This window comes from Devosia sp. GW821-FHT12F11 (assembly GCF_058806655.1).
Genome location: NZ_JBXAPX010000005.1, coordinates 169,525 through 194,913 on the forward strand (window position 1 = coordinate 169,525; position 25,389 = coordinate 194,913).

Below are 25,389 nucleotides of genomic sequence, written 5' to 3' on the forward strand. Positions count from 1 at the left end.
GCGCCGCCTCGCAGGGATTGCGTGGAGCTCAGATCACCACTTGACGAAGGCGCTCTCGGCCTGCGCTTCCTTGCGCAGGCCTTCAAGCGTGCTGATCATTTCGGCCTTCACATTGTCCGACGGCTCGATCGCGAAGCGCTCGATCTGGTTGCCGAGTTCGGTCCCCAGATCGGTCGGCAGCAGGAAGAACAGGTTTGGCAGCACCGCATTGTTGGCCGAAGCCTCGGCGAACTGCTTGGTGAATGCAGCACCGGCATAGCCGTAGACCGACGGACTGACATTGATATTGGGGGCCAACGAGCCCTTGAGTGTGGCAAAACTCGCCTGTCCCTCAGGCGTGGTGGCAGCCTCGATGAAGTTCTCGGCGGCGGCAACGCCCGGACCTTCTGGCACGGCCATCACATCCATCTGGAAGATCGACTTGCCCACCGTGCCCGGCGCCTGGAACATGTCGAAGCCTTGGCCTGCCTTGAAGCCCGCGGTCTCCATGTAGCCGGCTGCCCAGATGCCCATCATGAACATCGCGGTGTTGCCGTTGATCAGGTCGTCGGCGGTCTGCGTCCAGGTCTTGCCGCTCCAGTTCTTGGCGTAGCAGGATACCATGCTGTCGCGGTAGGTATCGAGCGCTTGGCTGAACTCCGGGCTGTCGAAGCTCAGCTCGCCGCTGGCGATCTTGTAGTAGCCGTCGACGCCGACGACCGAAACCAACGCGGCGTAGAAGTTGTAGAGGCTCCAGAAGGTGCCGCCGGCATTGCCGAGCGGCTCATAGCCGGCAACACGCAGCGCGTCGCATGCGGCGGTGAAGCTCTTCCAGTCGGTCGGGACGGCGACCCCGGCCTTTTCGAAGGCGGCCTTGTTGTAGAAAACGTTGTTGATCAGCGACAGGTCGAACGGCACGCCATAGGGGACGCCATCGACCTTGACCACGCGCTGCACCCCTTCGGGGAAGATCTCGTCGCCCCCGATGCGGGCCCAGACATCGCTCAACGGATGCAGCTGGCCGCCATCGGCAAAAGTCTTCAGTTCCGAAGCCATCGAGCTCTGGTAGAGCGCCGGCGGGGTGCCACCCAGGAACGCGGTCTGCAACTGCCGGCGCATCTCGACAGCGTTACCCGGGATGATGACGCTCGAGTACTTGAAGTCCGGCGACTTGGCGTTTGCCACGTCGACCAACGCGTTCATGCCGGCAAGCTCGGAGCCGGCGGCGTAGTAGTTCCAGACCTCCGCGGCCTGCTGGGCCTGCGCGGCGCCGTTGGACAGAATTCCAAGGCCGATTGCGGCCAGGCAGTGCTTGATCTTCATGTTCCCTTACCCCTGAGCCACTGAGGCCCTTTTCATGATGCAGAGAATTTCTTCTCACAAGAAAAAACTGAAACAGGAGGGCGGCATTGTCAACTGGATAGGCACTTGCGCACCGGTGCAAATTTTTCAAGCAGCGCTAACATATTGTATTTCAATAGGTTTATTTTCGCATGCGCGGTGGCCCATCGTCGCCGACGACTGCAGGCGCTTGACCACCCCCTTCGTAGCAGCTTATTTTTCTTCTCACGAGAATAAGGACTTTTGAACGTGGACCGTTCGTTCCTCAGGCGCTTTCACGCCAGCAACATGTTTCATCGCATCCGCGTGGAACCCGGCGTTTCGCAGCGTGGCATCATCGAGAAAACCGGCTTCGACAAGTCGACCGTGTCGTCGATCGTCAACCAGTTCGTGGCGCAGGGCCTGGTGGAAAGGCGCGGCAAGGTCAGCGAAAGTGGCCGCGGGCGTCCATCCGACGAGCTCTACATCTCGCCCACCGCCGGCATCATCGTCGGGGTGGAAGTGGAGTCGGCCAAGATTCGCTTCGTCGCCTGCGGCCTCGATGGCTCGGTGCATGCACAGACGGCCATTGCTTATGATGGCGGACCGGATGGCGTGGAGCACCTGATCGCCGAAGGCGGCCGCCAGGTCGTCCAGGCCGCCGGCGTCGATGCCAGGGTCATCGCCATGGGCGTCTCCCTGCCGGGCCTGATCAAGAAGACCGGCGTCATCGTTCACGTGCCGGTGCTCGGCTGGCGCGACGTCGACATCCTCAGCCGGCTGCGCAGCGTGCTGGAGTGGCCGATCTTCGTGGGCAATGACGGCAAGGCCGCCGCCATGGCAGAGCACATGTTCGGCAGCTGCGTGAACATCGAGAACTTCATCTACGTGCTGTTCTCAGACGGCGGCGTGGGCGGCGGCCTGTTCCTCGACGGCTCGCCGCATACCGGCTCGGACGGACTCGCGGGCGAACTGGGGCACATCAAGATCGTGCCGCAGGGACGCTTCTGCACCTGTGGTGCGGCGGGCTGCCTTTCGGCTTACCTGTCGGCGCCGGCGCTGATCGAGGAAATCTCCCGCCTCGGACCAGCCCGTCCGCGCTCCTACGAGGACATCATCGAGCTGGCGCAGCAGGGCGATCCGATCGTGCTCAACGTGCTCGAGCACGCCGGCGATGTGCTGGGCTCGGCGGTGTCGAGCCTCATCAACATCTTCAACCCGCCGGTTGTGGTGCTGGGCGGTCATATCGGCCCTGCCGCGCCGTTCCTCTCGGCGGCGCTCGACCGGGCGCTGCAGCGGCTGGCGCACCCGGCCATGTATGCCCGCACCTCCATCAGGTTCGCTGAATCCGTTGTCGGCACACCACCGCTGGGCGCTGTCGCCCTCGCCCTCGACGGGGTCACCGACATCGTCGGCACCGACGTCCTTCCCTAAGCCCATAGAAAGTTCATCATGCGTCTCGCCATAGTCGGCCTCTCCATCGAAATCATGCTCGCCTCGCCGGCCGTGACCGGGATTTCGGTCCTGCAGCAGTTCGATGCCACCCAGATGCGCGAAGGCGACCTGTGGATGGTGCGCGGCATGCTCGCCCGCATCGCCGAGGACGCCGATATCGAGCCGGTGCCGCTCTACTGGGCCACGGCCTTGCCCGGCGGCATCATGACCGCCGAGGCCTATGACATGGTCAAGCAGAAGACCCTGAAGCTATTGGCGGGGACCCCGGACCTCGACGGCGTGCTGGTGGTCAACCACGGTGCGCTCGAAGTCGAAGGGCTCGATGCTGACGCCGATTCCGACTTCGTCGGCGCCATCCGCGAGTTGGTCGGGCCCGACCTGCCGATCGGCGTGTCGCTGGATCTGCATGGCGACATGACTCCTGCTTTGCTCGAGGCCGGTACCGTGTTTTCAGTGCTACGCACCGCCCCGCACCGCGACGACAAATCGACCGGCTACCGCGCCGCCGACCAGCTCATCCGGGTGATCCGCAACGGGCTGAAGCCCAAGAAGGTGGCGATCACTCTGCCGATCCTCATTCCGGGCGAAACCGCCGTGACTTCGGAAAGCCCGGCCCGCGAACTCTATGGCAGCCTGCCCGACTACGACGCGGTGCCCGGTATGATGGAAGCCAATATCCTCGTCGGCTTCGCCTGGAACGATCGGCCTTGGACCAGGTGCACGGCGTTCGCGGTCAGCGAGGACAGCGCCGATCTGGCGCTCGAACAGGCAACCAGGCTCGCCCAGTCGATCTGGGACCGGCATGAGCAGTTCATCCTCCGCATGCAGACCGCCGAAGTCGCAGAAGGCCTGGAACTGGCGCTGCAGAGCCCGCAGCGGCCGGTTTATGTATCGGACTCGGGCGACAATACCACTGCCGGCGCCGCCGGCGAGCTGACCACCGTGCTGCAGGCGGCGCTGGACCTGGGCGCCAACGAGGATGTCATCATCGCCGGGATCACCGCACCAGAGGCTGTGGCAGCCCTCAACGCCGCCGGTGTTGGCGCCGGTGTCGAGCTGCTGCTCGGCAGCGAGCACGTGTCGCGACCCAAGACGGCGCGAAAGGTACTCGTGCATGTCGAGGCCTGCGGCGAATTCCTCGACCTCGGTGGTTTCCAGCCTTACCGTTCACGAGAGGCGGCCTGGGCCAAGGTGCGGATCGGCAACGTCATAGCCACGTTCCACGCGCAGCCGATCGGCATCACAACCCCGGAACACTTCCACGCCATGGGCATCGATCCGTTGGCCCACAAGCTCTACGTGGTCAAGCTCGGTTACCTGCACCCCCGCATCGAGGATATTGCCGCCCGGCACATCCTGCTGCTGAGCGACGGTGTCTCGCAACTCGACATGACGCGGCTCGAGTGGACGCGCATCGCCCGGCCGACCTGGCCGCTGGACCGCGACTTCGATTGGACCCCGGCCGGCCATGTCTACGGCGACGCTGCCTGACGGCGCCCGGGGCAGCAGGAGAACAGCATGGCAGTTGTAAAGCTCGAAAAGGTCGTCAAAGCCTACGACCAGTTGCAGACGGTGCACGGCATCAGCCTCGATATCGCCGATGGCGAGTTCATCGTGCTGGTGGGGCCCTCCGGCTGCGGCAAATCCACGACGCTGCGCATGGTGGCGGGGTTGGAAACGATCACCGATGGTGAGGTGCAGATCGGCGGCAAGCGCGTCAACGAGCTGCAGCCGGGCGACCGCGACATCGCCATGGTGTTCCAGAACTACGCACTCTACCCGCACCTGAGCGTCGCCGAGAACATCGTCTTCGGCTTGAAACTGCGCAAGGTCGCCAAGGCCGAGATCGCCGAGCGGCTGCAGCGCACGGCGGAAATCCTTGGGTTGGAGCAGCTGCTCGAGCGCAAGCCGCGGCAACTTTCCGGCGGGCAGCGCCAGCGTGTCGCCATGGGCCGCGCGCTGATCCGCAACCCCTCGGTGTTCCTGTTCGACGAGCCGCTGTCCAACCTCGATGCCAAGCTCCGCGTGCAGATGCGCACCGAGATCAAAGCGCTGCACGCACGGGTGCCGACCACGACGATCTATGTGACGCACGACCAGGTGGAAGCGATGACGCTGGCCGACCGGGTAGTGGTGATGAACAAGGGGCGCATCGAGCAGATCGCCGCGCCCGAAGAGCTCTATCGCAGGCCCGCCACCCGTTTCGTTGCCGGCTTCATCGGCTCGCCCGGCATGAACTTCTTCACCGTCTCGGTAGCCGGCGGCGGCAACGCGTTGTCGGTGCGCCTGCCGGATGGGCAAAGCCTCGCCGTGCCGCCGTCGCGATCCGCCCTGTTCGCGCAGCTGGCCGGCAAGCCGGCCGTGCTGGGGATCCGTCCCGAGCACCTGAGCCTCGCCGAGGGTGGTGTGCCGCTCAGCATCACGGCCGGCCTGGTCGAACCGCTCGGCATGGAAACGCTGGTGCATTTCACGCTTGCCAGCGAGCCGGCAGTCGCGCGGCTGCTGCCGCAATCGTCACTGCGCAGCGGTGCCGCGCTGTCCCTTTCGGTTGACATGGACCGCGTCCACCTGCTCGACCCCGCCACCGATGCCGTGCTGGGCTGACCCCACTCGACGACCAATCAAGGACAACAAATGAGCCATCTACAAACCGTTGCCGTGCCCGAGTTCGGCGTTCCGCTGGTGCGCCCGCAGATCCCGGCAGCAACGCTCGTGGCCCGCTGTGACGATGTCTACCGCCGGGCCGGGACGACCTGGGTGTTCGTCTATGCCGATCGCGAGCACAACGGCAACATCCTGCACCTCAGCGGCTTTGATCCCCGCTTCGAGGAGGCCGCCATGCTGCTCGGCCCGAACGGTCGCCGCATCATCGTCACCGGCAACGAATCGGAGAGCTTCACCGCGATTTCGCCGCTGCCCGGCCTCGAGGTCATGCTCAGCCAGTCGATGAGCCTGATGGCACAGGACCGGACCAAGGCGCCGAGGCTCGAAACCGTGCTGCGCGAAGCCGGTCTCAAGGCGGGCGACACTATCGGCGTCGTCGGCTGGAAGTATCTCGAACCCGAGGAGTGGGACGATGCGGGCCCCGGCTTCCTCGTGCCGCACTATATGATCGTGCTGCTCGCCAGGATCTGCGGCGGCTATGAAGCCCTGAGCGATGCCACCGCGGTGCTTTCGCATCCGCAGGACGGCTCGCGCAGCATCGTCGATGCCGACCAGATCGCCGCCTTCGAGTGGGCCTCGAGCCGGGCCTCGGCCTCGGTGTGGAACGTCGTCCGCCACGCCCGCCCGGGCATGCGCGAGATCGAAGCGGCCGCCCATCTTGGCTATGCCGGCGAACCGCTGAGCGCCCACACCATGTTCGCCTCGGGCGACGCCGGCCACGCCATCCACGGCCTCAACAGTGCCGGGGCCCGCGTGCTGAAGCGGGGCGACGGTGTCACCACCGCCGTCGGCTACTGGGGCGGGCTCAGCTCGCGCGCCGGCCTGCTCGATGACGCAGACGATGCGTTCGTCGCCACTGCGGTTTCGTATTTCGATGCGTTGGTCACCTGGTATGAAACCGCCCGCATCGGCACGACCGGCGGCGCCCTGCGCGAAGCTGTCGTCGGCAAGCTCGCCGAGGCCAACCTGAAATCCGCCCTCAACCCCGGTCACCTCGTCAGCTACGACGAGTGGAGCCACTCGCCCGTCCGCCCGGGTTCGACCGAGACGCTACGCTCTGGCATGATGTTCCAGGTCGACGTGATCCCGGTGCCGATGCAGCCCGGCAAGGCGCTGAACTGCGAGGACGCGGTCGCCATCGCCGATGCGGCGCTCCGCGCTGACCTCGCAGCCAAGCACCCCGCGACCTGGGCCCGCATCGAGGCGCGCCGCGCCTTCCTCCGCGACAGCATCGGCGTCACGCTGGGTGAACACCTGCTGCCGCTTTCCAACGTTCAGCTCTGCCTGCCGCCGCTCTGGCTGAAGTCGGACCACCTGATCGTACGGAGCTAGCTCAAGAGCGAGGCGCAGCGGCTTACGACGCCGCTGCGCTGGGCTTCGTAAACAACAGTATCGGGGGCTCCGCTCCGGCTCTCAGTGGGCAACCGCAAGCCACAGTCCGCTAATTGGGCCACAAGCGGACATCATGCAAGGAGCGGAGGGGCCCGGCGATTTCTCCTTTGCTCAGGATCAGTCGATGCTCACTCGAACCTCATTGCGAGCATGACTAACCCTTCTGCAATGCGCGTTGGAGGAGCGCGGTTGAATAGAACTCGTACGAGGCCGCCTTGTCCGGGAAATCGATCAGATGGACTGTGAAGCGGCAGGGAACTCCATTTTCGGGAAGGTTATCGGCGAAGAAAGATGAGTACGCCTCGGCATAGGCTTTCCGAAGGCGATCCTGCTCAGCGGCATATCCGGCGGGGTCGGCGAGAATGTTCGGGGTCTTCGGTTGGGCACCGAACGCGTGCATCTCAATGAAATCGAGATCCTGCAAAGACGAGCAGATTCCCGCCTCGACCACCCACTTCTCCCAGCATCGGAAGACCAGTGCGACTTCCTGATGGGGATCCATCGACACGACTTCGTTGAGTCCCAATATGCCCTTCGCTGAGTAGCCACCTGTCAGGCCGGCGAAATGGATCTTGAGGTCGCCATCCGTCTGTTCCTCGGTGACCAGCGCCGAGAGAACAGGTCGATCGCCTTCATAGTAATAGGTGAGTTTGCCGCGCTTCCGGACATTGAATGCCATCGATAATTTCCTGGAGACTTGATCAGCTTGTCAGAACCTGTCGCAGTCGAGCAGCAACGACATCGGCCTCTTCGCTCGTCAGCGTCTGCGGATTCAAAGCTATGGTGTTCGGTTCATCGACTGGTGCAGATACCTCAATCCACACATCGCCGTTCTTGAGCTCGTCAACTACCTGGTCGCGCGTCTTCCTGAATCCGCCATCGAGGCGAACCATCGCGCGGGCGTGAGGTTGACCAGCCTCACTTGGGAAGCCGCGTTCCGTCGTCACTCCCACAATCCCGGCGAGGTCTCCGATCCAGTTCTGGACGATCGCCTCGTAACCTTCGAGTATCGCGTCCTCGTCCTGATCCAGCGTGTATTGGACGGCGGCGAGCATTCCGGCGAGTTCTTCCTTTCCGACTTTCAGAGGTCGACCGATGCCCTGCGTGGGCGGTGAAAGTCGGCGGCAACCTGCGATCAATTCCCTGGTCCCAAGGACCAGACCGGCAGATTGCGGCCCACGGATGCCTTTGCCGCCACTGAAGACGACACCCTCGCAGCCGAGGGCCTTTGTGTAGTGCCAGAGACTCGAAACTGGTGGAATCTGGGCAGCGGCGTCAACCAGAACCGGGACACGGTGCTTCCTGGCGATCGCGATGACATCCTCGATCGGCGGAGATTTCACTGCCAGCGCACCAGCAAACCAGACCAGGCACGCTGTACGCCCGGTTATGGCCGACTCGAACGATTCGAGGGTGTCGTCGCACTCAACGATGGAGGCGCCGGTCTGGAGAATCGCGAAGTCGTAGCCGTTACGCTGCGAGGTGAAAACGATGGCTTCGTTCTTGGTGATGCCCTTGAGCATTGGATACGACATGGGATCAGGTTCGTTCGGCGCTGCCATGAGAGTCGCGACCGCGAGAACGATCCCACCTGCTGCGCCTGAGGAAACGAATGCGGCCTCATTCCGGGTGAGCTCGGCGATACGGTCGCCGACCCGCGTTTGGAAGAGTGGCAGATCGATAAACGAGCCAGCGGCCGCATTCATTGCCTCGAGGACTACCCCGGGCATGCGCGATCCACCAAGTTTGGTGAGTGTTGCTGACGCGTTGATGATGGGCTTGATGCCCAGGTCTTCGTAGATACCCACCCGCAGAACCCCTCGCGAAAAATGCGAACCTATTCGTTGGGCGCCAGCCTACCCAATCCGGATGGCTGCTGCATTCACCGATTCTGCCCGAATGACGTGCTTGAGCAAAAAGGCGATTGGCTGCGGATGGCGCTCCCCGGCGGCGTGAACACCCTGCTGCACCCCCCCGCGTTCCACTATGGCAACGCGAGAGTAATTGGTGCAAGTCTAGCCCTCACGAAACGGTCGTGATCGCAGTACCATGGACGTGGAAGCGCTGGTCGACGGAATATACGAGGCGGCGGTCGTTCCGGAATACTGGCCGCGCATCCTGGAGCAGATCGGTAGTCTCGCTGACGGGGACGCTGCATCGCTGATTGCCTTCGGCCACGATGCGGGCCTGCGCTACGTTACCACGAAGAGCTATGAGGCAGCGTTCTCGGACTACGCCGCCAACGGCGCGAGCCTGCCCAATATCCGACCGCAACGAGGCCTCGAGCGCATGCCCATGGCATTTGCCCATGATCTCGAGGTCTGCTCGCAGGCCGAACTGGATGCTGACCCCATCTACATCCGGTTCGCCAGGCCGTACGGATTCGGCTGGACTGCCGGCACCGTCGTCCCCGTGCCGAGCGGCGACCTGATTGTCTACGACGTGGCCAAATCCACCAGCAAAGGTCCCTTCACCCGTGCAGCGATGGAGCGGCTCGATCCGTTCCGCCCGCACCTGGCAAGGGCTGCGCTGCTGGCGCATCGATTGCGGATGCAGCAGGCCAGGGCGGCGACCGAAGCACTCGACATCCTGGGGCTGCCGGCGGCGGTGGTCGGGCGAAACCGTGCGGTCCTCGCAGCTAACGCGTCATTGCAGGCGCTTGCACCGCGCGTGAAGATCGGCGCTTTCGACCGGATCTACTTGCAGGCCAAGGCGGCCGATGACTTGCTTGCCGCGGCACTGTCCAGCCGCGGCTTCAACAGTGTGCGATCGATCCCCCTGGCGGCGACCGAAAACGCGCCGGCGATCGTCGCTCATGTCGTCCCTATCCGACGAGCCGCCGGCGACATCTTTGCTCGCGCCGAGGTTCTGGTGCTGCTCACCCCGGTGACGGCCCCGTCGGCGCCCCTCACCGAGGTGCTGACCGGGCTCTTCGATCTGACGCCCGCCGAAGCGAAAGTCGCCCGCGGCATCTCGGTCGGCCGATCGGTCGAGCAACTCGCGGCTTCGCACGGCATCTCTCGCGAGACCATCCGCTCCCAGCTCAAATCGTTGATGATGAAGACCGGCACGAGCCGCCAGGTCGAGCTCGCTGTGCTTCTGAGCGGCCTTCGGAGCATTTGAGCGGAGGCGCCATTCGGCCGGACGTGATTTGGTCTACGAGGCAGCGGCGGCCATCACCCAATGGGTGATGGAGTGGCGGTTGAATGGCTCGCCGGCCCGATCCCTGCAGCTCAGCCCACTCACGTGGCCACAACAATCCGCCCGCGGCCCGCCTTCTTGGCTGCGTAGCAGGCGGCGTCGGCTCGGGCGAGTACGGCGTCTGCGGTGAGTCCGGCCTCAAGTTGCACCAGACCGATACTCGTTCCCAGCTGATGTGGCTCTCCCCTCAGCGTCAGCGGGATGGAAGCCACAGCGGCGGCGACCGCTTCTGCAAGGCGATGGGCACTGTGCAGATCGCAGTTGCGCAGCACCACCACAAACTCGTCGCCGCCCATCCTCGCGACATAGTCCGTGCTCCGGATCACGGACGTAATCCGGTGGCCCACCTCGATGAGCACTCTGTCCCCGGCAGCGTGTCCCAGCGCATCGTTGATCGGCTTGAACTGGTCGAGGTCGATAAACAACAGGCAGCTCGGCAAGGACGCCGTTGCCGCAACCACGGCACCGCCCAGGGAGGCGCGGTTGGCGAGCCCGGTCAGGGGGTCATGCGTAGCCGCATGTGCCAGGCGCGCCTCGATTTCCTTGAGGTGAGTAATATCCGTGTCGGTGCCGATGGTGCGCAGCACACGGCCTTCCTGATCCCAGGCCACCGGCTTGCCGCGGCTGAGGATCCAGATGTAGCGGCCATCGCGGTGGCGTTCTCGATACTCCAGGATGTCGTAGCCATCGTCCCCCAGGTTCTGCCGCGAGACCGTCGAGCGGATTCGATCGCGATCCTCGGGATGGATGCGCTCGATCCAGGATTCCTGGCGATCATCGATCGCCTCGTCCTGGGGGATGCCACGCATCGTCCGCCACATCGGTGAGTAGAACATGCGGCCCGTCCGGCTGTCATGGTCCCACACGCCCTGGCGGGCGGCCTCGAGGGCGAAATGCCAGCGGCTCTCGCTTTCAACCAAAGCTGCCTCGGCGGCCTTGCGTCGGTCGATGCTGTTCAACTGGGCGATGATGTAGACCGGTTGGCCGGTGACGTCGGACTCCAGTACCGACAGCGCAACCATGGCCCAGATGTTCCGGCCTGCCGCATCGCGGCAACGATGCTCGCCTTCATGGGTGCTTTTGCGCCCCGCCAGCACGTCGGCCAGCGCCTGCTGCCCTTCGCTGTCGTCCGGCGCCAGGATGTTCTGCAGACGGGAAGCATCGCTCCCCTGCTTGGTGGAGAAATCTCGCTGGAAGGCGCGATTGCCGTAGACGATGCTTCCATCCATTGCGGCCACTGCCATGCCAATGGCGGCGCCATCGATGATCTTGCGCAGCATCGCGCCGTTCCTGCCGAACAGGAACGTGCCGGCGACTTCTCCCCTGTCGACCGCCTCGCGCATACCAGCAAGGTGACACAGCCAGGGTTAATCGCGCGTGATGGACGCGCTCAAAAATAAGTCCGCGTGCCTCAGCCTTCGAGGACAGCGCAACCTCTGTGCTGCCTGACCATTATGACACGAGGCCCGAGGGGTAAACTATGCCGTCAGTGCGTTTCTCCGAGCGATCGCCTCTCACGCGCCGCGGCATCTTCGAGACGGTGGCATCCTTCGCCTTGGTCGTGGCCATGCTCTACCTGGGCGCCGGCATTCTGGTACCGCTGGTGCTGGCGATCCTGCTCGCTTTTGCGCTCAGCCCGATGGTCGACCTGTTGAGCCGCAGGTTGCATCTGCCCGATGCGGTGGCTGTGATCGTCAGCGTCGTGACCGCGTTGCTGTTTCTGGCCTTGTTCGCATACTTGGCCGGAACGCAGCTCATTCAAATCGGCGCTGAACTACCAGCCTATCAGACCACAATCGCCCGCAAGCTGCACGAGTTGCAGCAACAGCTTGAGGGTGGCGGCTTTCTCGACGGGTTGACCGGCGCCGTGGGGTCACTCACCGAGCAACTCTCCTCGAACGAAGGTGGCCTTCAGGAAAGGCCGGGAACCCCTATCCCCGTTACCATCGCCAACGAAGTCGGCAACCCGCTCGGTGTTGTAAGCACTTTGATGGGTACGCTGGCCGGCCCTCTGGCGACGGCAGCGATCGTCGTGATCTTCCTGATCTTTCTGCTCCTGGGCCGAGGCGAGCTGCAGGAACGCTTCATCCGCCTGGTCAGCCGCGGCGGCTACAGCACGACCAACCTGGCGATGGGGGACGCCAGCCGGCGTGTTGGTCGCTATCTGCAGCTGCAGTTCTTCATCAACGTTGGCTACGGAGTGCTTTTTGGTCTCGGACTGCTTGTTATCGGGGTGCCGGGCGCGATTCTGTGGGGCCTGATGATCATGCTCTTCCGCTACATCCCCTTTGTGGGCGGTCTGCTGGTCGCCTGCATCCCCATCCTCCTCGCCTTCGCGGTGGATTCAGGCTGGAGCATGCTGCTGGCGACAGTCGGGCTGTTCGTGGTGATTGATCTTACCACCGCCAACGTGGTGGAGCCGCGCATCTACGGCTCGAGCACCGGCGTCTCGCCAATCGCCATCCTGCTCTCCGCGATGTTCTGGGCCACGCTATGGGGACCGGTCGGGCTCATCCTGGCAACCCCGATGACGGTCTGCCTTGTGGTTATCGGTCGCTACATCCCGCAGTTTCAGGTGCTCGAAACGCTGCTGGGCAGCGAGCCGGTCCTCGAACCTCCCGAGCGTCTTTACCAGCGCATGTTGAAAGGTAGCGTCGAGGAGGCAATCGAGATTGCTGAAGAGTACGTAGAGGAAGCTGGGCTCGAGTCCTTCCAGGAGAACACGCTGCTCCCCGCGCTGAAGCTGGCCAGCATCGAACTGGCCGACACGCCGGAAGCGTTGGCGCAGCGACGGGTGCTTGCCACCAGCATCGATGCGGTTATCGATGAACTGGGGCATGTGGAACCGCTGCCTGGAAACGCCGTCGTTCTTATCGGGGGGCGGACGGAAATCGACGAGAGTGCGGCGAGGGTGGTGGCGCAGCGGTTGGCGGCGCAACAGGTGGCGTCGCGGGTCCTGCCACCGATGGCGGTCCGGCAGGAGAGCATCGGCCGCATCGACATCGAAGGAGCCGAAGTCGTCTGCCTGTTCTACTTCGGCGCCGACATCAAGGCTCAGACCCGCTACGTCACGCGGCGCCTCAAGTTCATCCGACCGGGCTTGAAGGTTGTCGTATGCCATCTCGACGGCGATGGATCGACGGCGTCGCCTGAAGCGCTGCGTGTGGATGCGGTGACGCATGGGCTGCAGGACACTTTGACCGAGATCGAGAGCCATCTCGATGTGGTCACCGCAACGGCCAAACTGGCGGGCCACCAACCCTTCCGTGGTGCTGGCCGCGGCGATGACGATCTGGGCCGAGCCCTTGAGGCTGTGGCCGACGCAATGGGGGTTCCATTGGCAACCATCAACCTCCTGGCTGACGAAAGACACCGGGATGAAGAGGGAGCTTACAAGCTGACGGAGATGATCGCGGAACGTGGAAGACCACTGGTGATCCCTCCCGGCATCGAGGGCGAGGAACTTGCCGACAATCCATACCTGCAGGGCAACGGTGTCGACTTCTACGCAGGGGTGCCGCTCACGCTGGACAATGGGCTGACAGTGGGCTCGCTGGTCATCCTGGACTATGAGGAGCATCCGTTCGGCGACGAGGATCTGGCGAAACTGCAGCAGTTGGCAGCTGATCTTGTCGCACGGTTCGGGAACGCTCCAGCCGGGCAAGCAGCAGACTCGATTGGGCCGGGGTCTTGAGATGTTGTCGCTGACCGCACCTGGTCCCGTGTCGGGCCAACTGCTGCGATTGCAGCCAGCCCCGCTGCGTTATGCTGCCACCCACTCCCAGGCGTGCCCGCTGCGCTTAACTCGTCCGAGGCCGGGGAAGGGCATATGATAGGCCATCAACAAGGTGCGGTTCGCGACCGCTTCGTCGAGCAAGCTCCTGCGTGTCTCTAGCACCAGGTTCGGGTCATAGTCATATTGGGATACCCAATCCCTGGTGGCGAGGTCCTCGGGTCGGTAGAAAAGGTCGGCGACGACCAGCAGGGTGTTGCCCTGACTCTCGATTCGAACAACCGAGTTCCCCGGAGTGTGGCCCGGAGCCGCAATCATCGTGACGCCGCTCGCAACGTCGGCGAGCAAACCGTCCACCAGACTTAGCTTGTGCTCGAGCGCCTCGAGGGCGGTGGGTGGAACGGCATTGACCCGTAGACGAAACGCCTCGTCGTAGAGGGGGCTGGGCGCCAGACGTTCAGGTCGCTGCTTCCAGAAATCCACCTCCACGCGCATGATGCTGTGCTCTGCACGAGGAAACGCAAGGTGGCGCCCGTCCGTAGCTCCTCCGATATGGTCGAAGTCAGCGTGCGTAAGAATGACGGTGTCTATGGATTCCGACTCGACGCCCGCTTGTTCCAGACGAGCGAATAGGCGGCCAGGATTGCCTGGATCGTTTGACCCTACGCCGGTGTCGATCAAAATGCGCTGCGCGCCTTCCAGCAGGAGAACGTTGCGGGCACCCTGATCGGTGTCGGCAATAGCAGTGCACTTGAAGTGCCCGATGTCGAAGCGTCGAATTGACTCATCCATCGCGGTGCCCATCAATGGCCTCTCGCCACCCTAAAGCACTAGCCGGGATTGTCGAAGCGAGGGGCACTGAAACGAGGCGCGACCGAAGTCCGCTCGGCCGGTGCCAACTCACAAGGAACGCCGTACCAGGCTCAGGTAAAATGTGGATCGATAGATAAATCCGAGCTGCTCGTAGAGCCGGATAGCCGGGATGTTGGCATCGTCGACGCCCAGAAATGGCACCGAGCCAGCTTCGACTATCCCCTGCATTGTGGCTGAAACCACGGCCTTCGCGTAGCCTCTTCCGCGGTAATCGGGGTGGGTACAGACGGTAGCAACCTCCGTGTACCCCTCCAATCGAAGGCGTTCACCTGCCAGTGCGACGAGTTCGCCCTGGTCATAGATCCCTCGAAAATCGCCGAGCTCCATTGCACGCGGACCGAGCGGCCCGGGGCGTGCAAGGTCTACTAGCGCAAGCATCCGCGGAAAGTCGGCAGCCCCAAGCCTGGTGGTTCGTACCGCTGCATCGAGCCGCGTGGGCCGCTCTGCAACCATCTGTAACACCGGCTTGACGGACAGCACGTCGAGTTCGTCGGATACTTCGAGCGGGATCGGCGCGATTACCAGGATCTCGGAGCCCAATGGAATTGCGGAGGCAAGGTCGTGCGTATTGTCCGACGAAACCACCTCCATGGCTGCCACATTGCCGATATCGGGCGAGAGCAACCTGACGCGGCCAACAGCTCGACTCTGCGACGCGAGCGGCCCGTTCAACGCGTTCCAGAGGTGATTGTTGAGCGGATGATCTGTCATGCTGATCAGATCTGAAGCCAATCCTGTGGTTTCTCAAATCTACCTCAAGGCTCCAGCCGGCGCCAGCAGAGGTGCCGACCGGTTGAAGGTCCGCCTAGGTGCGCGGTGAACGGGAGTGTTGCCTGTTGCCCACGCCAGCATCGCGCCGGTAGCGATCGCCCGGACGCGAACCGTATCGGCGCAACAGTCCGCTCTGCTAGAAGGCATGCGGGAGGGGAGCGGTTCGGTTGGTGGCGAATGCGCCATCGTCGGGCGGAACAGTGCGATAGAGAGAAGCCATGACGCTGCTGCGCGACCTGAGCATGAGTGACATCGTATCGCGGATCGGCGCGGTGCTGGTCTACGCCTGGCTGCAGGGCCTGCTGCTGGCGGGCCTGGCGCGCCTGCTTGGCGACCGGCGGCCGCAGTACGACGGCCGGTTGTCAGCCAACCCGTTCGCGCAGCTGTCGCTCTGGGGCCTCGCCATCGGCGTGCTGTTCGCGATGAGCTGGGTGCGCCCGCTGCGCTATGAGCCGGCAAGCAACCGGCTTGGCGGCTGGGGCGTCGCGGTGGTGGTGCTGGGCGGACTTATCGGCATGGCCCTCTTGGTACCGGCGGCCGACCTGCTGCGGCCGCTGGCGCTGCTGCTGCCGCAGAGCGGCGCCTATGTCGTGCTCTATGTGATTGGCCAGTTCCAGCTCGTGACGGCCGGATCGGTGCTGCTCAACCTCTTGCCGATCCCGGGGCTTGCCGCCGGGGCCATCTGGCAGGCGGTGCGTCCGGAGCAGGGCCGCCGGCTGCCGCGCTACCAGTCGCTCGGGTTGGCCGTAGTCACGGCCGCGGTGGTGGCGGGGCTGATCCCGAGCCTGGGGGCGGCGGTGTTGCCGTATCTGAGTTTGACGGGCAGGGCGTAGGATAAGACGGCATCGACCCCTCGATGGGCCCGGTTTTGACCCACCCACCGGGTGTCATCCCAGCGAAAGCTGGGATCCAACTCACAGCTGGCACGGGAGGCGAAATGGGTCCCAGCTTTCGCTGGGATGACACCGAGTAAAGGGCGATTGCGGTGGGTCACCCCCGAACTCGCGACCATCCCCAAGTGCAGTGCTTCGTCCCCGCCCTACTCCCCAGCGCGGCCGGCGTAGCCGAACTGCTCGAGCAGCCCATCGATGGTACCGTCGGCGACAAGGGCGTCGATGGCCTGGTCGATCTGGCTCCTCAAAAAGCCGTTGCGGCTCGACACCAGCGCGCCGACCCGGGTCTCGGATTCAGGGATCGGGGCGTTGGCGATCACGTGCAGGGCGGCGGCCTCGGGCCGTTCCTGCTGGAGGCGCGCCAGCACCGGCTGCCACAGGATCATCCCGGCGATGGTGCCGTCGAGGACGCGCGTCGCCATCAGGTTGGGGTCGGCGTAGGGCAGCCGCACCCAGCGTTCCGGCTTGCTGCGCTGCTGCGCCCAGGTGATGTAGTTCATTTCGCCCACGCTGGCCATTGCCGTGCCCAGCCGCAGGGTCTTGGGGATGTCGCCGAGGCTCTTCCAGTCGGGGTTCTTTACGGCGAGCACGAAGGGGATGGTGACGTAGGGGCGGGTGATCGAGAAGCTGTCGGAGAGCGGCGTATTGGGTGACACCGAAACGCCCATGAACATGTCGCAGTCATTGTTCATGGCGAGGTTGAGCTCATCCATGAAGCCATCGCCGGTGACGGGAAAGCCACCGAAGCCTTCCATCACCTTGACCTCGAGAAACAGCGCCTCACCCAGCGCCTTGGCCACTGCCTCGTCGAACGGGCGGCCGATGCTGGTCCGGTCGAAACAGACCTGGATCGAGTCACCGGCCTGGCGGCGGGTATTGTCGAACTCCTCCGGCGGCACACCCGAGGTCTGGGCGAGGGCGGCGCCGGTCGAGAGCAGCAGCAGCGCCGGAGCGAGCAGTTTCAGCAGCATGATAGTCTCCTAACGCATTCACCAATAAGGGCGAAGCATGGCGTCTCAGCGCCCACCGATGTCATTCCCGCGCAGGCGGGAACCTGGTGGGATGCTTCGGCCCCCGCTGAGGCTGAGATATCCCACGGGATCTGCGCGGGATGACGCCGGTGGGGAAGCCAAGTCGAACTCAATAAAGAAAGGGGCCGGCGGCCCCTTTCGCATTCGTTGCAAGCACTCTGCTGGCAGACGTCTCAGCTGGCCGACTTGGGCAGCTTGAAGACGAAGATCGAGTTGCCCGAGCCGGTCGGCAGCGGGATCTCCGGGAAGGCCGAGGAGATCGAGCTGGCGGCGTTCGAGTAGCCGGTCGGCACCACGAGATACTGCTCGCCGTCGATCTCGTAGGTCGACGGGTAGCCGCCGACCGGGGCGTTCAGGCGCTGCGACCAGACGACTTCACCGGTCTCCTGATCCCAGGCGTTGATGTTGCGGGCGGCGTCGCCGCCGAACACCAGGCCGCCGGCCGTGGCCAGCACCGACGAGGTCATCGACGGACGGCTGCGATACTGCCACTTGTGGTCGCCCTGCGTCGGGTTGATGCCGACCGCATCGAGCAGGCCCGCATCGGTGATGCCTTCGGGCAGCACGCGCGGCCCGAACTTGACGGCGCCGACGGCGTTGCCGGCGGTGAACTCGACCTGGGTCGGGGCCACGGTGTTGCAGGCTTCGGTCAGCGGCACATAGTAGGCCTGGGTGAGCGGGCTGTAGGAGCCGGTCATCCAGAGCTTGCCACCCGAAACCGAGGCGCAGATCAGGTGCTCTTCGCCGACCGCCTTGGAGATGAGGTCGGTGTTGATCTGCACGGTGCCGTCAGCATCGACGCCGGTCACGACGTTCTGCTTCACGGTATCCTTGTGCCACAGGTACTTGCCGGTATCGCGATCGAGGGCGAAGACGATGCCGTTCTTGCCGGCGGCGGTGATCAAGAGGTGCTGCGTCTTGCCGTCGACTTCCTGGTCGACCAGGATGCGCTCGAACGGGCTGTCGAGGTCCCAGTTATCGCGCGGCAGGTGCTGGTAGTACCACTTGAGCTTGCCGGTCTCGACGTCGAGGGCGAGCGTCGAGTTGGTGTAGAGCACGCTGCCTTCACCCGAGCCGCGGATCAGCTCGGAATAGGGGCCGGGCATACCGATGCCCCAGAACGTGGTCTTGGTTGCCGGATCGTAGGCGCCGGTCGTCCAGGGCGTGCCGCCCCAGCGGTTTTCCGGCGGCACGTCGCCCCAGCTCTCACCCTGCTTGGGGTTTTCCGGGTCGTCGATGGTGTTGAAGCGCCAGAGTTCTTCACCGGTGTTGATGTCGTGCGCCATGATGTAGCAACCACCGGCAGTGCCGGCGATCGAGCAGCCGGAAATGGCGGAGACGATCTTGCCATCGGCGATCAGCGGGCCAACGGTGTAGCTGTAGCCCTTCTGGGTATCGAGGACCTGCTTCTCCCACACCGGCTTGCCGTCCTTGGCATTGAGCACGACGATGCGTGCGTCGACGGTGGTGAGGATGACCTTGTCCTCATAGAGCGCGATCGAGTTCTTCTGCCGGCGCGCCTGGTTGATCTGGTAGCTCCAGGACGCAGGCAGCTCGGCCAGGGTCGGGCGATACTGCCAGACCAGGTCACCGGTCTTGGCGTTGAGCGCCTCGACGATGTTGTTGTTGGTCTGCAGGAACATGATGCCGTCATGCACGAGCGGCGCGGTTTCCTGGATGCCGGCTTCGGCCATCGGCCAGGCCCAGGCGAGCTGCAGCTTGCCCACGGTATCCTTGTTGATCAGGTCGAGCTGGCTATAGCCCTGGTTGCTGTAGTTCCCGCGGAACATCAACCACTCTTCCTTGGGCGGGTTGGCCAGCATGTCGGCGGTGACCGGAACGTAGTTCTTGGTCGCCTCGGGAGCGGGCGTTGCCGCCGCCGCATCGGCTGCCGGCGCGGGTGCAGCCGCAGCGGGCGCCGCCGCGTTCTGTGCGAGGGCAGGGCCGGCAAAAAGCGCCAGCGCGGTCGTGGCGACCAACATGGACTTCAAAAGTTCGATTTTCATCGAGACCTCCTAAAAGCGGCACACATCACAAGTGCGCCAGATAACTCAGTTGGCAGCGGGCGCGGCGACCGTCGGGAGCGTTTTGCCCCAGGTGAAGGCCTGCGGAACTGCGGGAGTAGTTGCAGCGGCGGGCGCCGCGGCATCGGTTGGGGCAGGGCCACCGGGCAGCTGCTTGCCCCAGGTGAAGGCCTGCGGAACGGCAGTCGCGGCGGCAGCAGTGGTGGTGTCGGGCGTGGCCGCTGCTGCGGGCGCGGCCGCGGCGGCGCCCGCCTGGGTTTCGGCCGGCAGCGAAATGGCGGCGAGCTTGTCGGCATCGGCCGTCAGCGGCTCGTCCCCCGGCTGGGCGCCGTTGAACTTCATGATGTAGGCAATGATGTTGAGATAGGTCTCATCGCCAAGCTGGCCCGGCGCCGAGGGCGGCATGGCAACGTGGATGAAATCGTACAACCCGCCGGCCGTGGCCCAGTTCTGCATCACGTCCGAGCCGGCGAGACCGGGAGCGTCCGGGCCCTCGAGCTGCTTGCCGTGACACTGGGCACAGTTGGAGTTGTAGGCAGTTTCGCCGGCAGTGGCCTGCTCGGCGGTAAAACCGGCGGCATGGGCACCGCCACCGGATAGCGCGGCAGCCAGCGTGACGGCCGCGAGGTGTTTGATTTTTAGGGGCATTTTCGACTCCCGAGAATGGGCTGGTGCACTGAACGGGACGAGGGTTCCATTCAGCACGCCGTCTATTGGAACTGACATTTCAGCGGCCATCTCTCAACCTCACAAAATGCATAATCGGTTCGGCTGCCCATGCGACTTTCGTCATAGTGAAGCAAAACTTCGTGATGGAACCAGAACCAGCGCCGTGCGTTCACAGCGCTTCTTCAATGGTTTCAATATGATAGCGGGCCTGCAGCGCCGCCAGGGCGCCGGAGGCCTCGACCGCCTGCAACGCCGCGGCGACGGCCCGCTTGAGCGTCTGATCGCCCTTCCACAGGCCGAACGCCATGCGGAAGCGCGGGAACTGAGTATCGCCCAGCCAGAACGCCCGCTGGCCCGCCGGCAAAGCCATCGCAGCGGTGAGGAAGCGCTCGGTGATGCCGGCCTCGGCGCGCCCGTTCGCCAGCGCGTCGACGAACTGCTGCGGCGATCGGGCGAGAATCACCTGCAGCGATTGCTGCCTGAGCCAGCCCGACAGCTGCAGGCGGTCGAGCCCGCTGGTGCCGGGCAGCACCACGACCGCACCACCGGCCGCGGGGAGGCGACCGCTTGTCGATACCCCCACCCAGCCGGTCTCGATCGGCGTGGGGATGGTCTGGAGGAAGCTGCGGGTCTGCACCGTGTCGGCCACCCCTCCGGCGATGAGGTCGCACTGCCCGCGTGTCAGCGACCAGTTGCGCGGATTGAAATCCGTGCCGATCGAACTCAGCGTATTGACCGCCAGCCGAAGCCCCAGCTGCTCTGCCACCTTGGCCCCGAGCTCGATGTCGAAGCCGGGTTGCTGCGGATCGCCGGTGACGAGGGGCGGATAGCTCGGCGGCACGCAGAGCTTCAGCACGCCGGTTCTCTGCCGATCGGCCAGCGAGGTATCGGGCGGCAGGTAGCTGAGCGCCGTCAGCAGCACCACCACGATCAACAGGTTGATCGCGGGCTGGATCCAGCGATTTCGGATGCGCCTCATTGCCTCGCGAAATCGATGGTGGCGACGACAAAGAAGACCACCGCCATGCCGACGATGACCCCGACACCCCAGGAGGGAGCGAACTGGTTGAAATTGATCAGCACGCCGCGCAGCGCATCGACCGCATAGGTGATCGGGTTGATCTGCACCAGGAACACCAGCCATTCGGGATAAGTCACGGCCTGCTGGGCGCGGGTCAGCGCCGGATCGAGCGGAAAGATCGACGAAGAGGTGAAGTAGAGCGGCAGGATCACCGTGTTGGAGAACACGCCGAACCCCTCGAAACTGCGGACCCGGGCGGCGAGGATCACCCCGAAGCTGGTGAGCCCGAAGGCGAGCACGAACATCAGCACCAGCGCCAGCGCTGTCTGCTCGAGGCTCAGCGTGACGTCGGCGAAGCGGGCGAGGATCAGCACCAGCGCGCCATGCAGCGTTGCCACCGTGGCGCCGCCGAGCACCTTGCCGAGCAGGATAAGCCAGCGCGGCATGGGCGACACCAGCACTTCGCGCAGGAACCCGAATTCGCGATCCCAGATCACCGACACCGCGAACTGGATCGAGGTGTACATGATGTTGAGGACGATGACCGCCGGGAACAGGAACTGCAGATAGGTGTAGGGAATGACGAAGCGGACCTCGCCATAGACCTCGCCGCGGAAATAGGGGTTGAGCCCGACGCCGAGGATCAGCAGCCAGATCAACGGCCGGCTGATGCCGCCGATGAGCTGCGCCCGGTCGCGCGTCGCGCGGGTGATTTCGCGCAGCCAGACGCCGTAGAGTCCCCGCAGCGCCATGACGATCGGGTTCATCGCCGCCCTCCGCGACGGCCGGCGGCCTTGTCGGCATTGTGCTGGTCGTCGGCGCGGTCGCGCAACTGGCGGCCGGTGAGCGACAGGAAGACGCTTTCGAGCGTCGGATCCTGGAACCGCACCTCAACCAGCCGGTCGCGGAAGGCGGCGAGGAAAGCATCGGTCATGGCGCCATCATCGGCGGGCAGCGCGAGGCCATGCGCGCCGAGCGGCTGGGCATCGGGGCGCGCCGCCTGGATCGCCTCGAGCGCCGCCTGGTCGCGCGGGGTGAGGTGCAGCCAGCGGCTGCCGTATCGGGCCTTCAGCGCTTCGGGAGAGCCCTCGGCGATGATCTTGCCATGGTCGATGATGCAGATGGTGTCGGCGCCCTCGACCTCCTCGATATAGTGCGTGGTGGTCAGCACGGTCAGGTCGCGGGCCCGGCGAAGCTCATCGAGATAGCGCCAGATCCGCACCCGGGTCTGGGCGTCGAGCCCCGCCGTCGGCTCGTCGAGAAACAGGATCTGCGGCTCGTGCAACAGCGCGCGGGCGATCTCCAGCCGGCGCCGCATGCCGCCCGAAAAGCTGCGGACGATCTCGTCGCGCCAGTCCTCGAGTTCGACCAGCGCCAGCACCGCGGCGCTGCGCTCGCGCCGGCGCTTCGGCGCCATGCCGTAGACCAGGCCGTGGAATTCGAGGTTCTCCCAGGCGGTCAGGCGATCGTCGAGGCTCGAATCCTGGAACACGACGCCTAGCGAACGCCGCGCCTCGGTCTGCTGGCGCACCACGTCCGCCCCGGCGACGCGCGCACTGCCGCCATCGGGGCGGCGCAGCGTCGAGAGGATGTTGAGCAGCGTGGTCTTGCCGGCGCCATTGGGGCCCAGCAAGGCGAAGCTCGAGCCGCGCCGGATCTCCAAAGTCAGGTTGTCGAGGACGGTCTTGCCCGCATAAGCGGCGCTCAGTCCATCGACACTGATGGCGATTGCGGACAAGGACTGGGCCCCGGGGCCGGGCTGCGGCGAAGTCATATCGCCTGATACGCCGACGTTCCGCGATAGTCGACCCTGCAATTTGACACCGGGCGGCGGCGTGCCGCCAGAACCTCGAGCGTGCTTCGGACCCGCGCCGCTGACGCCGATCGTGCATCGGAATGGCCCCAGGGGGGGCTGCATGCCAAGTGCCAGCGAGAGGCGGTTGTGGACGCTACCTCTCGCTGGCGGCGCGGCTACCTGTGGGTGGGTGGTAACCGCGAGTTCGGTCAGTCGTGCGATTGCGAGGCCAGCTCGCGATGCTCTTCCGTCTGGTCCCGAGCGTAGAGGGCCAGCTTGTTTCTCAGGGTGCGAACGCTGACGCCGAGCATCCTGGTCGCGTGTGTCCGGTTGCCGCCGACGGCGTCGAGCGTTGCCATGATCAACAGCCGCTCGACTGTTGCGACACTGAGGCCGACAAGTCTTGTCGCGGCGTGCGCGTCAGACAGTAGATCGCGCCCATCCATCTCAATAGTACCTGGATGGCAAGTGAAGGTTGGCCAAGACGATCAGGCCGAAGGCAAACAATCCAATCGAAATGAGTGCGACTACAAAAAACATCGCCTGGCTTTTGCGTAACTGCAAATCTATCGGGCCTCCCATACCCTCGGTGGAAGTAATGTGATCCGAGCGCGCCGCTTCGCGGAGGCGATCTACCACGTGATGCGCAGGCTGGCCCGACCGCCCAGGCTATGGCCTTCGCCGGGATGCTCGAGGCTGGTGACTGGCATGGCTTTCGCCGGGCAGCTCCGCGCGGCGAGGTAAACCGCGTCGCCTGGGCTCGGCGTCGTCGCGCCGATCACACCGATATCGAGAATCCCTGAGCCGGCCGTCTCTACAGGCAGCCCATAATCTTCCCCCGCTACGTCAGCCGCCTCGATACCGGAACCATTGCCGGCATCGTCTACCCGGATGCCCGCCATCCCTGCGACGGCGACGCGGGAGATGACGTCCAGCGTTCCGGCGCCCGCGCCAGACGTGTTGGCGACGACCAAAGTAGAGGTAAGTAGAACAGCTGCCATCCGGTGCCTTTGTCCCTGCTACAGACTCGAGACTGGAAGATACGCCGGTGCTCCGACTGCAACAACTGCACATCCATTCACCTGCTATCACCTGATGACATCGATCCGGGCTGCGAGACGACGTCCTGCTGTTGGGAAGACGAGCCTGTATCCTGCCCGATGCCGTCGATCGGACAGTAAGGTCCAGGCGGATGGCAGCGACGATGCGTCCGGATGGGTGTCCCTTACGCTGAAGGCGATGCCATCGATCCACCTGGGGCGCTTGCTTGCGAGTTAGTCGGTGAAGGCGAAGCCCAGGCCGCGAACTGCGTGCAGGGGTAGTGTCATGCCATGCTTTTTCGCGCGTTGGCGCAACCGGCTGGCTATGGTGTCGAGGTGGGCGTAGTTGAAGTCATAGACGTCCCCTCCCATTGCCTCGATGATGGCGCGTCGCTCAACGATCTCGCCGCGTGCGCTGAACAGGCATCCGAGCAGGCGCTGCTCAGACGTGGTCAGCCGGAGGCGATGTCCCATGCCGTCGCTCAGCACCCAGCCGCCTTGCTCGAGCGTCCAACGTGGATGCTTGGGTGACGGCGATGTTCGGCGATCGCTCAGGCGCTGGTTGAGTGCAACCGCGATTGCGGCGAGTTCCCTGAGGTCGACGGGCTTGACCAGATAGGCATCCGCGCCTGCCTGCAGCCCCTGAACTCTGTCCTCTATCGAACCCCGGCCGGTGGCCATGATGATTCCGAGCGACGACAGGGCGCGCAGATGGCTTGCTACCGACAGTCCATCCTCATCGTCCAGACCGATGTCGAGCACGACAATATCGGGGGCTTTGGCGGCAAACGCGCGGTAGAGCGCCGCGGCGCTGTGAAAGCCGTGAGCATCCAGTCCTAGGCGCGACAGGCCAAGGATCATTTCCTCCCGCAAATCGGCATCGTCATCGACAACATAGATCAGGGAGGGCGCCGGCTCGAGCTGCCCGCGAGCGTTGATAGTCAACTATGCCCCCAATTCCACCGCCGGCCCTGGTGGGGTCCGGCTGCTCCGCACCAGCACCGGGGGAGCGTGCCATTGTGCAGCTGACAACGGGCTGACAGTTGGCCCGTCGCGCCGCCTCCATGAAGGCCACACGGCTCGCTTCGTCACCATTGCGGTAGCGACGGCGCGTTGGCACCGGTGCAGCGGCTATGGCTCGAGCGCGCGTCGGACCAGTTCGACGGTGTTACAGGCGCCGAACTGCGCGCCGGATGTGGCGCCGGTGCGCCTCTACGGTGCGGGGCGACAGTTCGAACTCGGCCGCGGTTCGCTTGTTCGAACTTCCCGCGACCACAAGTTGCAACACCTGCTGCTCGCGGAAGGTGAGCCTGGTGACATCAATCAAGATGCCGGCCCTGACGCTATGGCGCAGATTGCAGATCGCCTAACGCATCCCCGTGACCAGGCTGAAAGCGGCCGCGAACGCACCCGCGACAAGGATCCAAAAGAGCAACTTCTGCACGATCTCGATCAACACATCACGCCTTGCTACCGGCCCACCGGATTGATCAGGAAACCGATTGAGAGTCCGGTTATCAGAGCAAGA

General features: G+C 64.4%; 23 protein-coding genes. 7 read left to right on the forward strand and 16 right to left on the reverse strand.

Features of this window, described 5'->3' with window-relative positions:
• Window positions 1-33: 33 nt before the first annotated feature.
• The gene (locus AC1ROK_RS16285; RefSeq protein WP_492848734.1) at window positions 34-1,302 is read right to left on the reverse strand and encodes an ABC transporter substrate-binding protein; all 1,269 of its coding nucleotides are present in this window, start codon (window positions 1,300-1,302) and stop codon (window positions 34-36) included.
• Between the two features lie 267 nt (window positions 1,303-1,569).
• On the opposite strand from AC1ROK_RS16285, the gene AC1ROK_RS16290 reads away from it, so the two are divergent.
• Genes AC1ROK_RS16290 through AC1ROK_RS16305 form a run of 4 tightly spaced genes read left to right on the forward strand, consistent with a single transcriptional unit; the run spans window position 1,570 to window position 6,750 of the window.
• Entirely contained in the window at window positions 1,570-2,733 is a 1,164-nt protein-coding gene (locus AC1ROK_RS16290) for an ROK family transcriptional regulator (RefSeq protein ID WP_492848736.1), read from the forward strand.
• 18 nt (window positions 2,734-2,751) lie between these two features.
• A complete protein-coding gene (locus AC1ROK_RS16295; RefSeq protein ID WP_492848738.1) occupies window positions 2,752-4,245 on the forward strand; it encodes a M81 family metallopeptidase in 1,494 nt (497 codons plus the stop codon).
• A 27-nt stretch (window positions 4,246-4,272) separates the two neighbouring features.
• Window positions 4,273-5,358 carry an ABC transporter ATP-binding protein gene (locus AC1ROK_RS16300; RefSeq protein WP_492848740.1) on the forward strand — a complete coding sequence of 362 codons (1,086 nt, stop codon included), beginning with the start codon at window positions 4,273-4,275 and terminating at the stop codon, window positions 5,356-5,358.
• Window positions 5,359-5,388: 30 nt separating this feature from the next.
• Window positions 5,389-6,750, forward strand: coding sequence for a M24 family metallopeptidase (locus AC1ROK_RS16305; RefSeq protein ID WP_492848742.1), 1,362 nt, complete (start codon window positions 5,389-5,391; stop codon window positions 6,748-6,750).
• Between the two features lie 214 nt (window positions 6,751-6,964).
• Here AC1ROK_RS16305 and AC1ROK_RS16310 read toward each other — a convergent pair whose 3' ends face one another.
• Both AC1ROK_RS16310 and AC1ROK_RS16315 read right to left on the reverse strand, forming a co-directional pair.
• Window positions 6,965-7,489 carry a hypothetical protein gene (locus AC1ROK_RS16310; RefSeq protein WP_492848744.1) on the reverse strand — a complete coding sequence of 175 codons (525 nt, stop codon included), beginning with the start codon at window positions 7,487-7,489 and terminating at the stop codon, window positions 6,965-6,967.
• A gap of 22 nt (window positions 7,490-7,511) precedes the next feature.
• Entirely contained in the window at window positions 7,512-8,618 is a 1,107-nt protein-coding gene (locus AC1ROK_RS16315; protein WP_492848746.1) for an aminotransferase class V-fold PLP-dependent enzyme, read from the reverse strand.
• A gap of 241 nt (window positions 8,619-8,859) precedes the next feature.
• Between AC1ROK_RS16315 and AC1ROK_RS16320 the strand changes: the two genes are divergently transcribed.
• Window positions 8,860-9,933, forward strand: coding sequence for a helix-turn-helix transcriptional regulator (locus AC1ROK_RS16320; protein ID WP_492848748.1), 1,074 nt, complete (start codon window positions 8,860-8,862; stop codon window positions 9,931-9,933).
• A gap of 119 nt (window positions 9,934-10,052) precedes the next feature.
• Here the strand turns inward: AC1ROK_RS16320 and AC1ROK_RS16325 are convergent, their stop codons facing one another.
• Complete coding sequence (locus tag AC1ROK_RS16325; protein WP_492848750.1) at window positions 10,053-11,291, reverse strand: sensor domain-containing diguanylate cyclase; 1,239 nt, start codon at window positions 11,289-11,291, stop codon at window positions 10,053-10,055.
• A gap of 200 nt (window positions 11,292-11,491) precedes the next feature.
• Between AC1ROK_RS16325 and AC1ROK_RS16330 the strand changes: the two genes are divergently transcribed.
• On the forward strand, window positions 11,492-13,705 hold the full coding sequence (locus AC1ROK_RS16330) for an AI-2E family transporter (protein WP_492848752.1): 2,214 nt from the start codon (window positions 11,492-11,494) through the stop codon (window positions 13,703-13,705).
• A gap of 69 nt (window positions 13,706-13,774) precedes the next feature.
• Here AC1ROK_RS16330 and AC1ROK_RS16335 read toward each other — a convergent pair whose 3' ends face one another.
• Window positions 13,775-14,548: an MBL fold metallo-hydrolase gene (locus tag AC1ROK_RS16335; protein WP_492848754.1), complete on the reverse strand. Its 774-nt coding sequence runs from the start codon at window positions 14,546-14,548 to the stop codon at window positions 13,775-13,777.
• A gap of 96 nt (window positions 14,549-14,644) precedes the next feature.
• Window positions 14,645-15,349, reverse strand: coding sequence for a GNAT family N-acetyltransferase (locus tag AC1ROK_RS16340; protein WP_492848756.1), 705 nt, complete (start codon window positions 15,347-15,349; stop codon window positions 14,645-14,647).
• Window positions 15,350-15,630: 281 nt separating this feature from the next.
• Here AC1ROK_RS16340 and AC1ROK_RS16345 point away from each other — a divergent pair, with 281 nt between their 5' ends.
• Window positions 15,631-16,221 (forward strand): zinc metalloprotease, encoded by a 591-nt coding sequence (locus tag AC1ROK_RS16345; RefSeq protein ID WP_492848758.1) that lies wholly within the window; start codon window positions 15,631-15,633, stop codon window positions 16,219-16,221.
• 206 nt (window positions 16,222-16,427) lie between these two features.
• Here the strand turns inward: AC1ROK_RS16345 and AC1ROK_RS16350 are convergent, their stop codons facing one another.
• The 10 genes from AC1ROK_RS16350 to AC1ROK_RS16395 all read right to left on the reverse strand — a co-directional run bounded on the left by AC1ROK_RS16350 (window position 16,428) and on the right by AC1ROK_RS16395 (window position 25,149).
• The gene (locus AC1ROK_RS16350; RefSeq protein ID WP_492848760.1) at window positions 16,428-17,252 is read right to left on the reverse strand and encodes a substrate-binding periplasmic protein; all 825 of its coding nucleotides are present in this window, start codon (window positions 17,250-17,252) and stop codon (window positions 16,428-16,430) included.
• 233 nt (window positions 17,253-17,485) lie between these two features.
• The gene (locus AC1ROK_RS16355) at window positions 17,486-19,318 is read right to left on the reverse strand and encodes a pyrroloquinoline quinone-dependent dehydrogenase (protein WP_492848762.1); all 1,833 of its coding nucleotides are present in this window, start codon (window positions 19,316-19,318) and stop codon (window positions 17,486-17,488) included.
• Between the two features lie 45 nt (window positions 19,319-19,363).
• Window positions 19,364-19,984 (reverse strand): c-type cytochrome, encoded by a 621-nt coding sequence (locus AC1ROK_RS16360; RefSeq protein ID WP_492848764.1) that lies wholly within the window; start codon window positions 19,982-19,984, stop codon window positions 19,364-19,366.
• Between the two features lie 190 nt (window positions 19,985-20,174).
• Window positions 20,175-20,984 carry a substrate-binding periplasmic protein gene (locus AC1ROK_RS16365; RefSeq protein ID WP_492848766.1) on the reverse strand — a complete coding sequence of 270 codons (810 nt, stop codon included), beginning with the start codon at window positions 20,982-20,984 and terminating at the stop codon, window positions 20,175-20,177.
• A complete protein-coding gene (locus AC1ROK_RS16370) occupies window positions 20,981-21,793 on the reverse strand; it encodes an ABC transporter permease (protein ID WP_492848768.1) in 813 nt (270 codons plus the stop codon). The genes AC1ROK_RS16365 and AC1ROK_RS16370 overlap by 4 nt, the downstream gene beginning before the upstream one ends.
• Window positions 21,790-22,764 carry an ATP-binding cassette domain-containing protein gene (locus tag AC1ROK_RS16375; RefSeq protein ID WP_492848770.1) on the reverse strand — a complete coding sequence of 325 codons (975 nt, stop codon included), beginning with the start codon at window positions 22,762-22,764 and terminating at the stop codon, window positions 21,790-21,792. Before AC1ROK_RS16375 ends, AC1ROK_RS16370 begins: the two co-directional genes overlap by 4 nt.
• Window positions 22,765-23,030: 266 nt before the next feature.
• The gene (locus tag AC1ROK_RS16380; protein WP_492848772.1) at window positions 23,031-23,267 is read right to left on the reverse strand and encodes a helix-turn-helix domain-containing protein; all 237 of its coding nucleotides are present in this window, start codon (window positions 23,265-23,267) and stop codon (window positions 23,031-23,033) included.
• A gap of 186 nt (window positions 23,268-23,453) precedes the next feature.
• Window positions 23,454-23,822: a hypothetical protein gene (locus tag AC1ROK_RS16385; protein WP_492848774.1), complete on the reverse strand. Its 369-nt coding sequence runs from the start codon at window positions 23,820-23,822 to the stop codon at window positions 23,454-23,456.
• A 273-nt stretch (window positions 23,823-24,095) separates the two neighbouring features.
• Window positions 24,096-24,806, reverse strand: coding sequence for a response regulator transcription factor (locus AC1ROK_RS16390; protein ID WP_492848776.1), 711 nt, complete (start codon window positions 24,804-24,806; stop codon window positions 24,096-24,098).
• Between the two features lie 223 nt (window positions 24,807-25,029).
• Complete coding sequence (locus AC1ROK_RS16395; RefSeq protein ID WP_492849249.1) at window positions 25,030-25,149, reverse strand: LuxR C-terminal-related transcriptional regulator; 120 nt, start codon at window positions 25,147-25,149, stop codon at window positions 25,030-25,032.
• Between the last annotated feature and the right edge of the window lie 240 nt (window positions 25,150-25,389).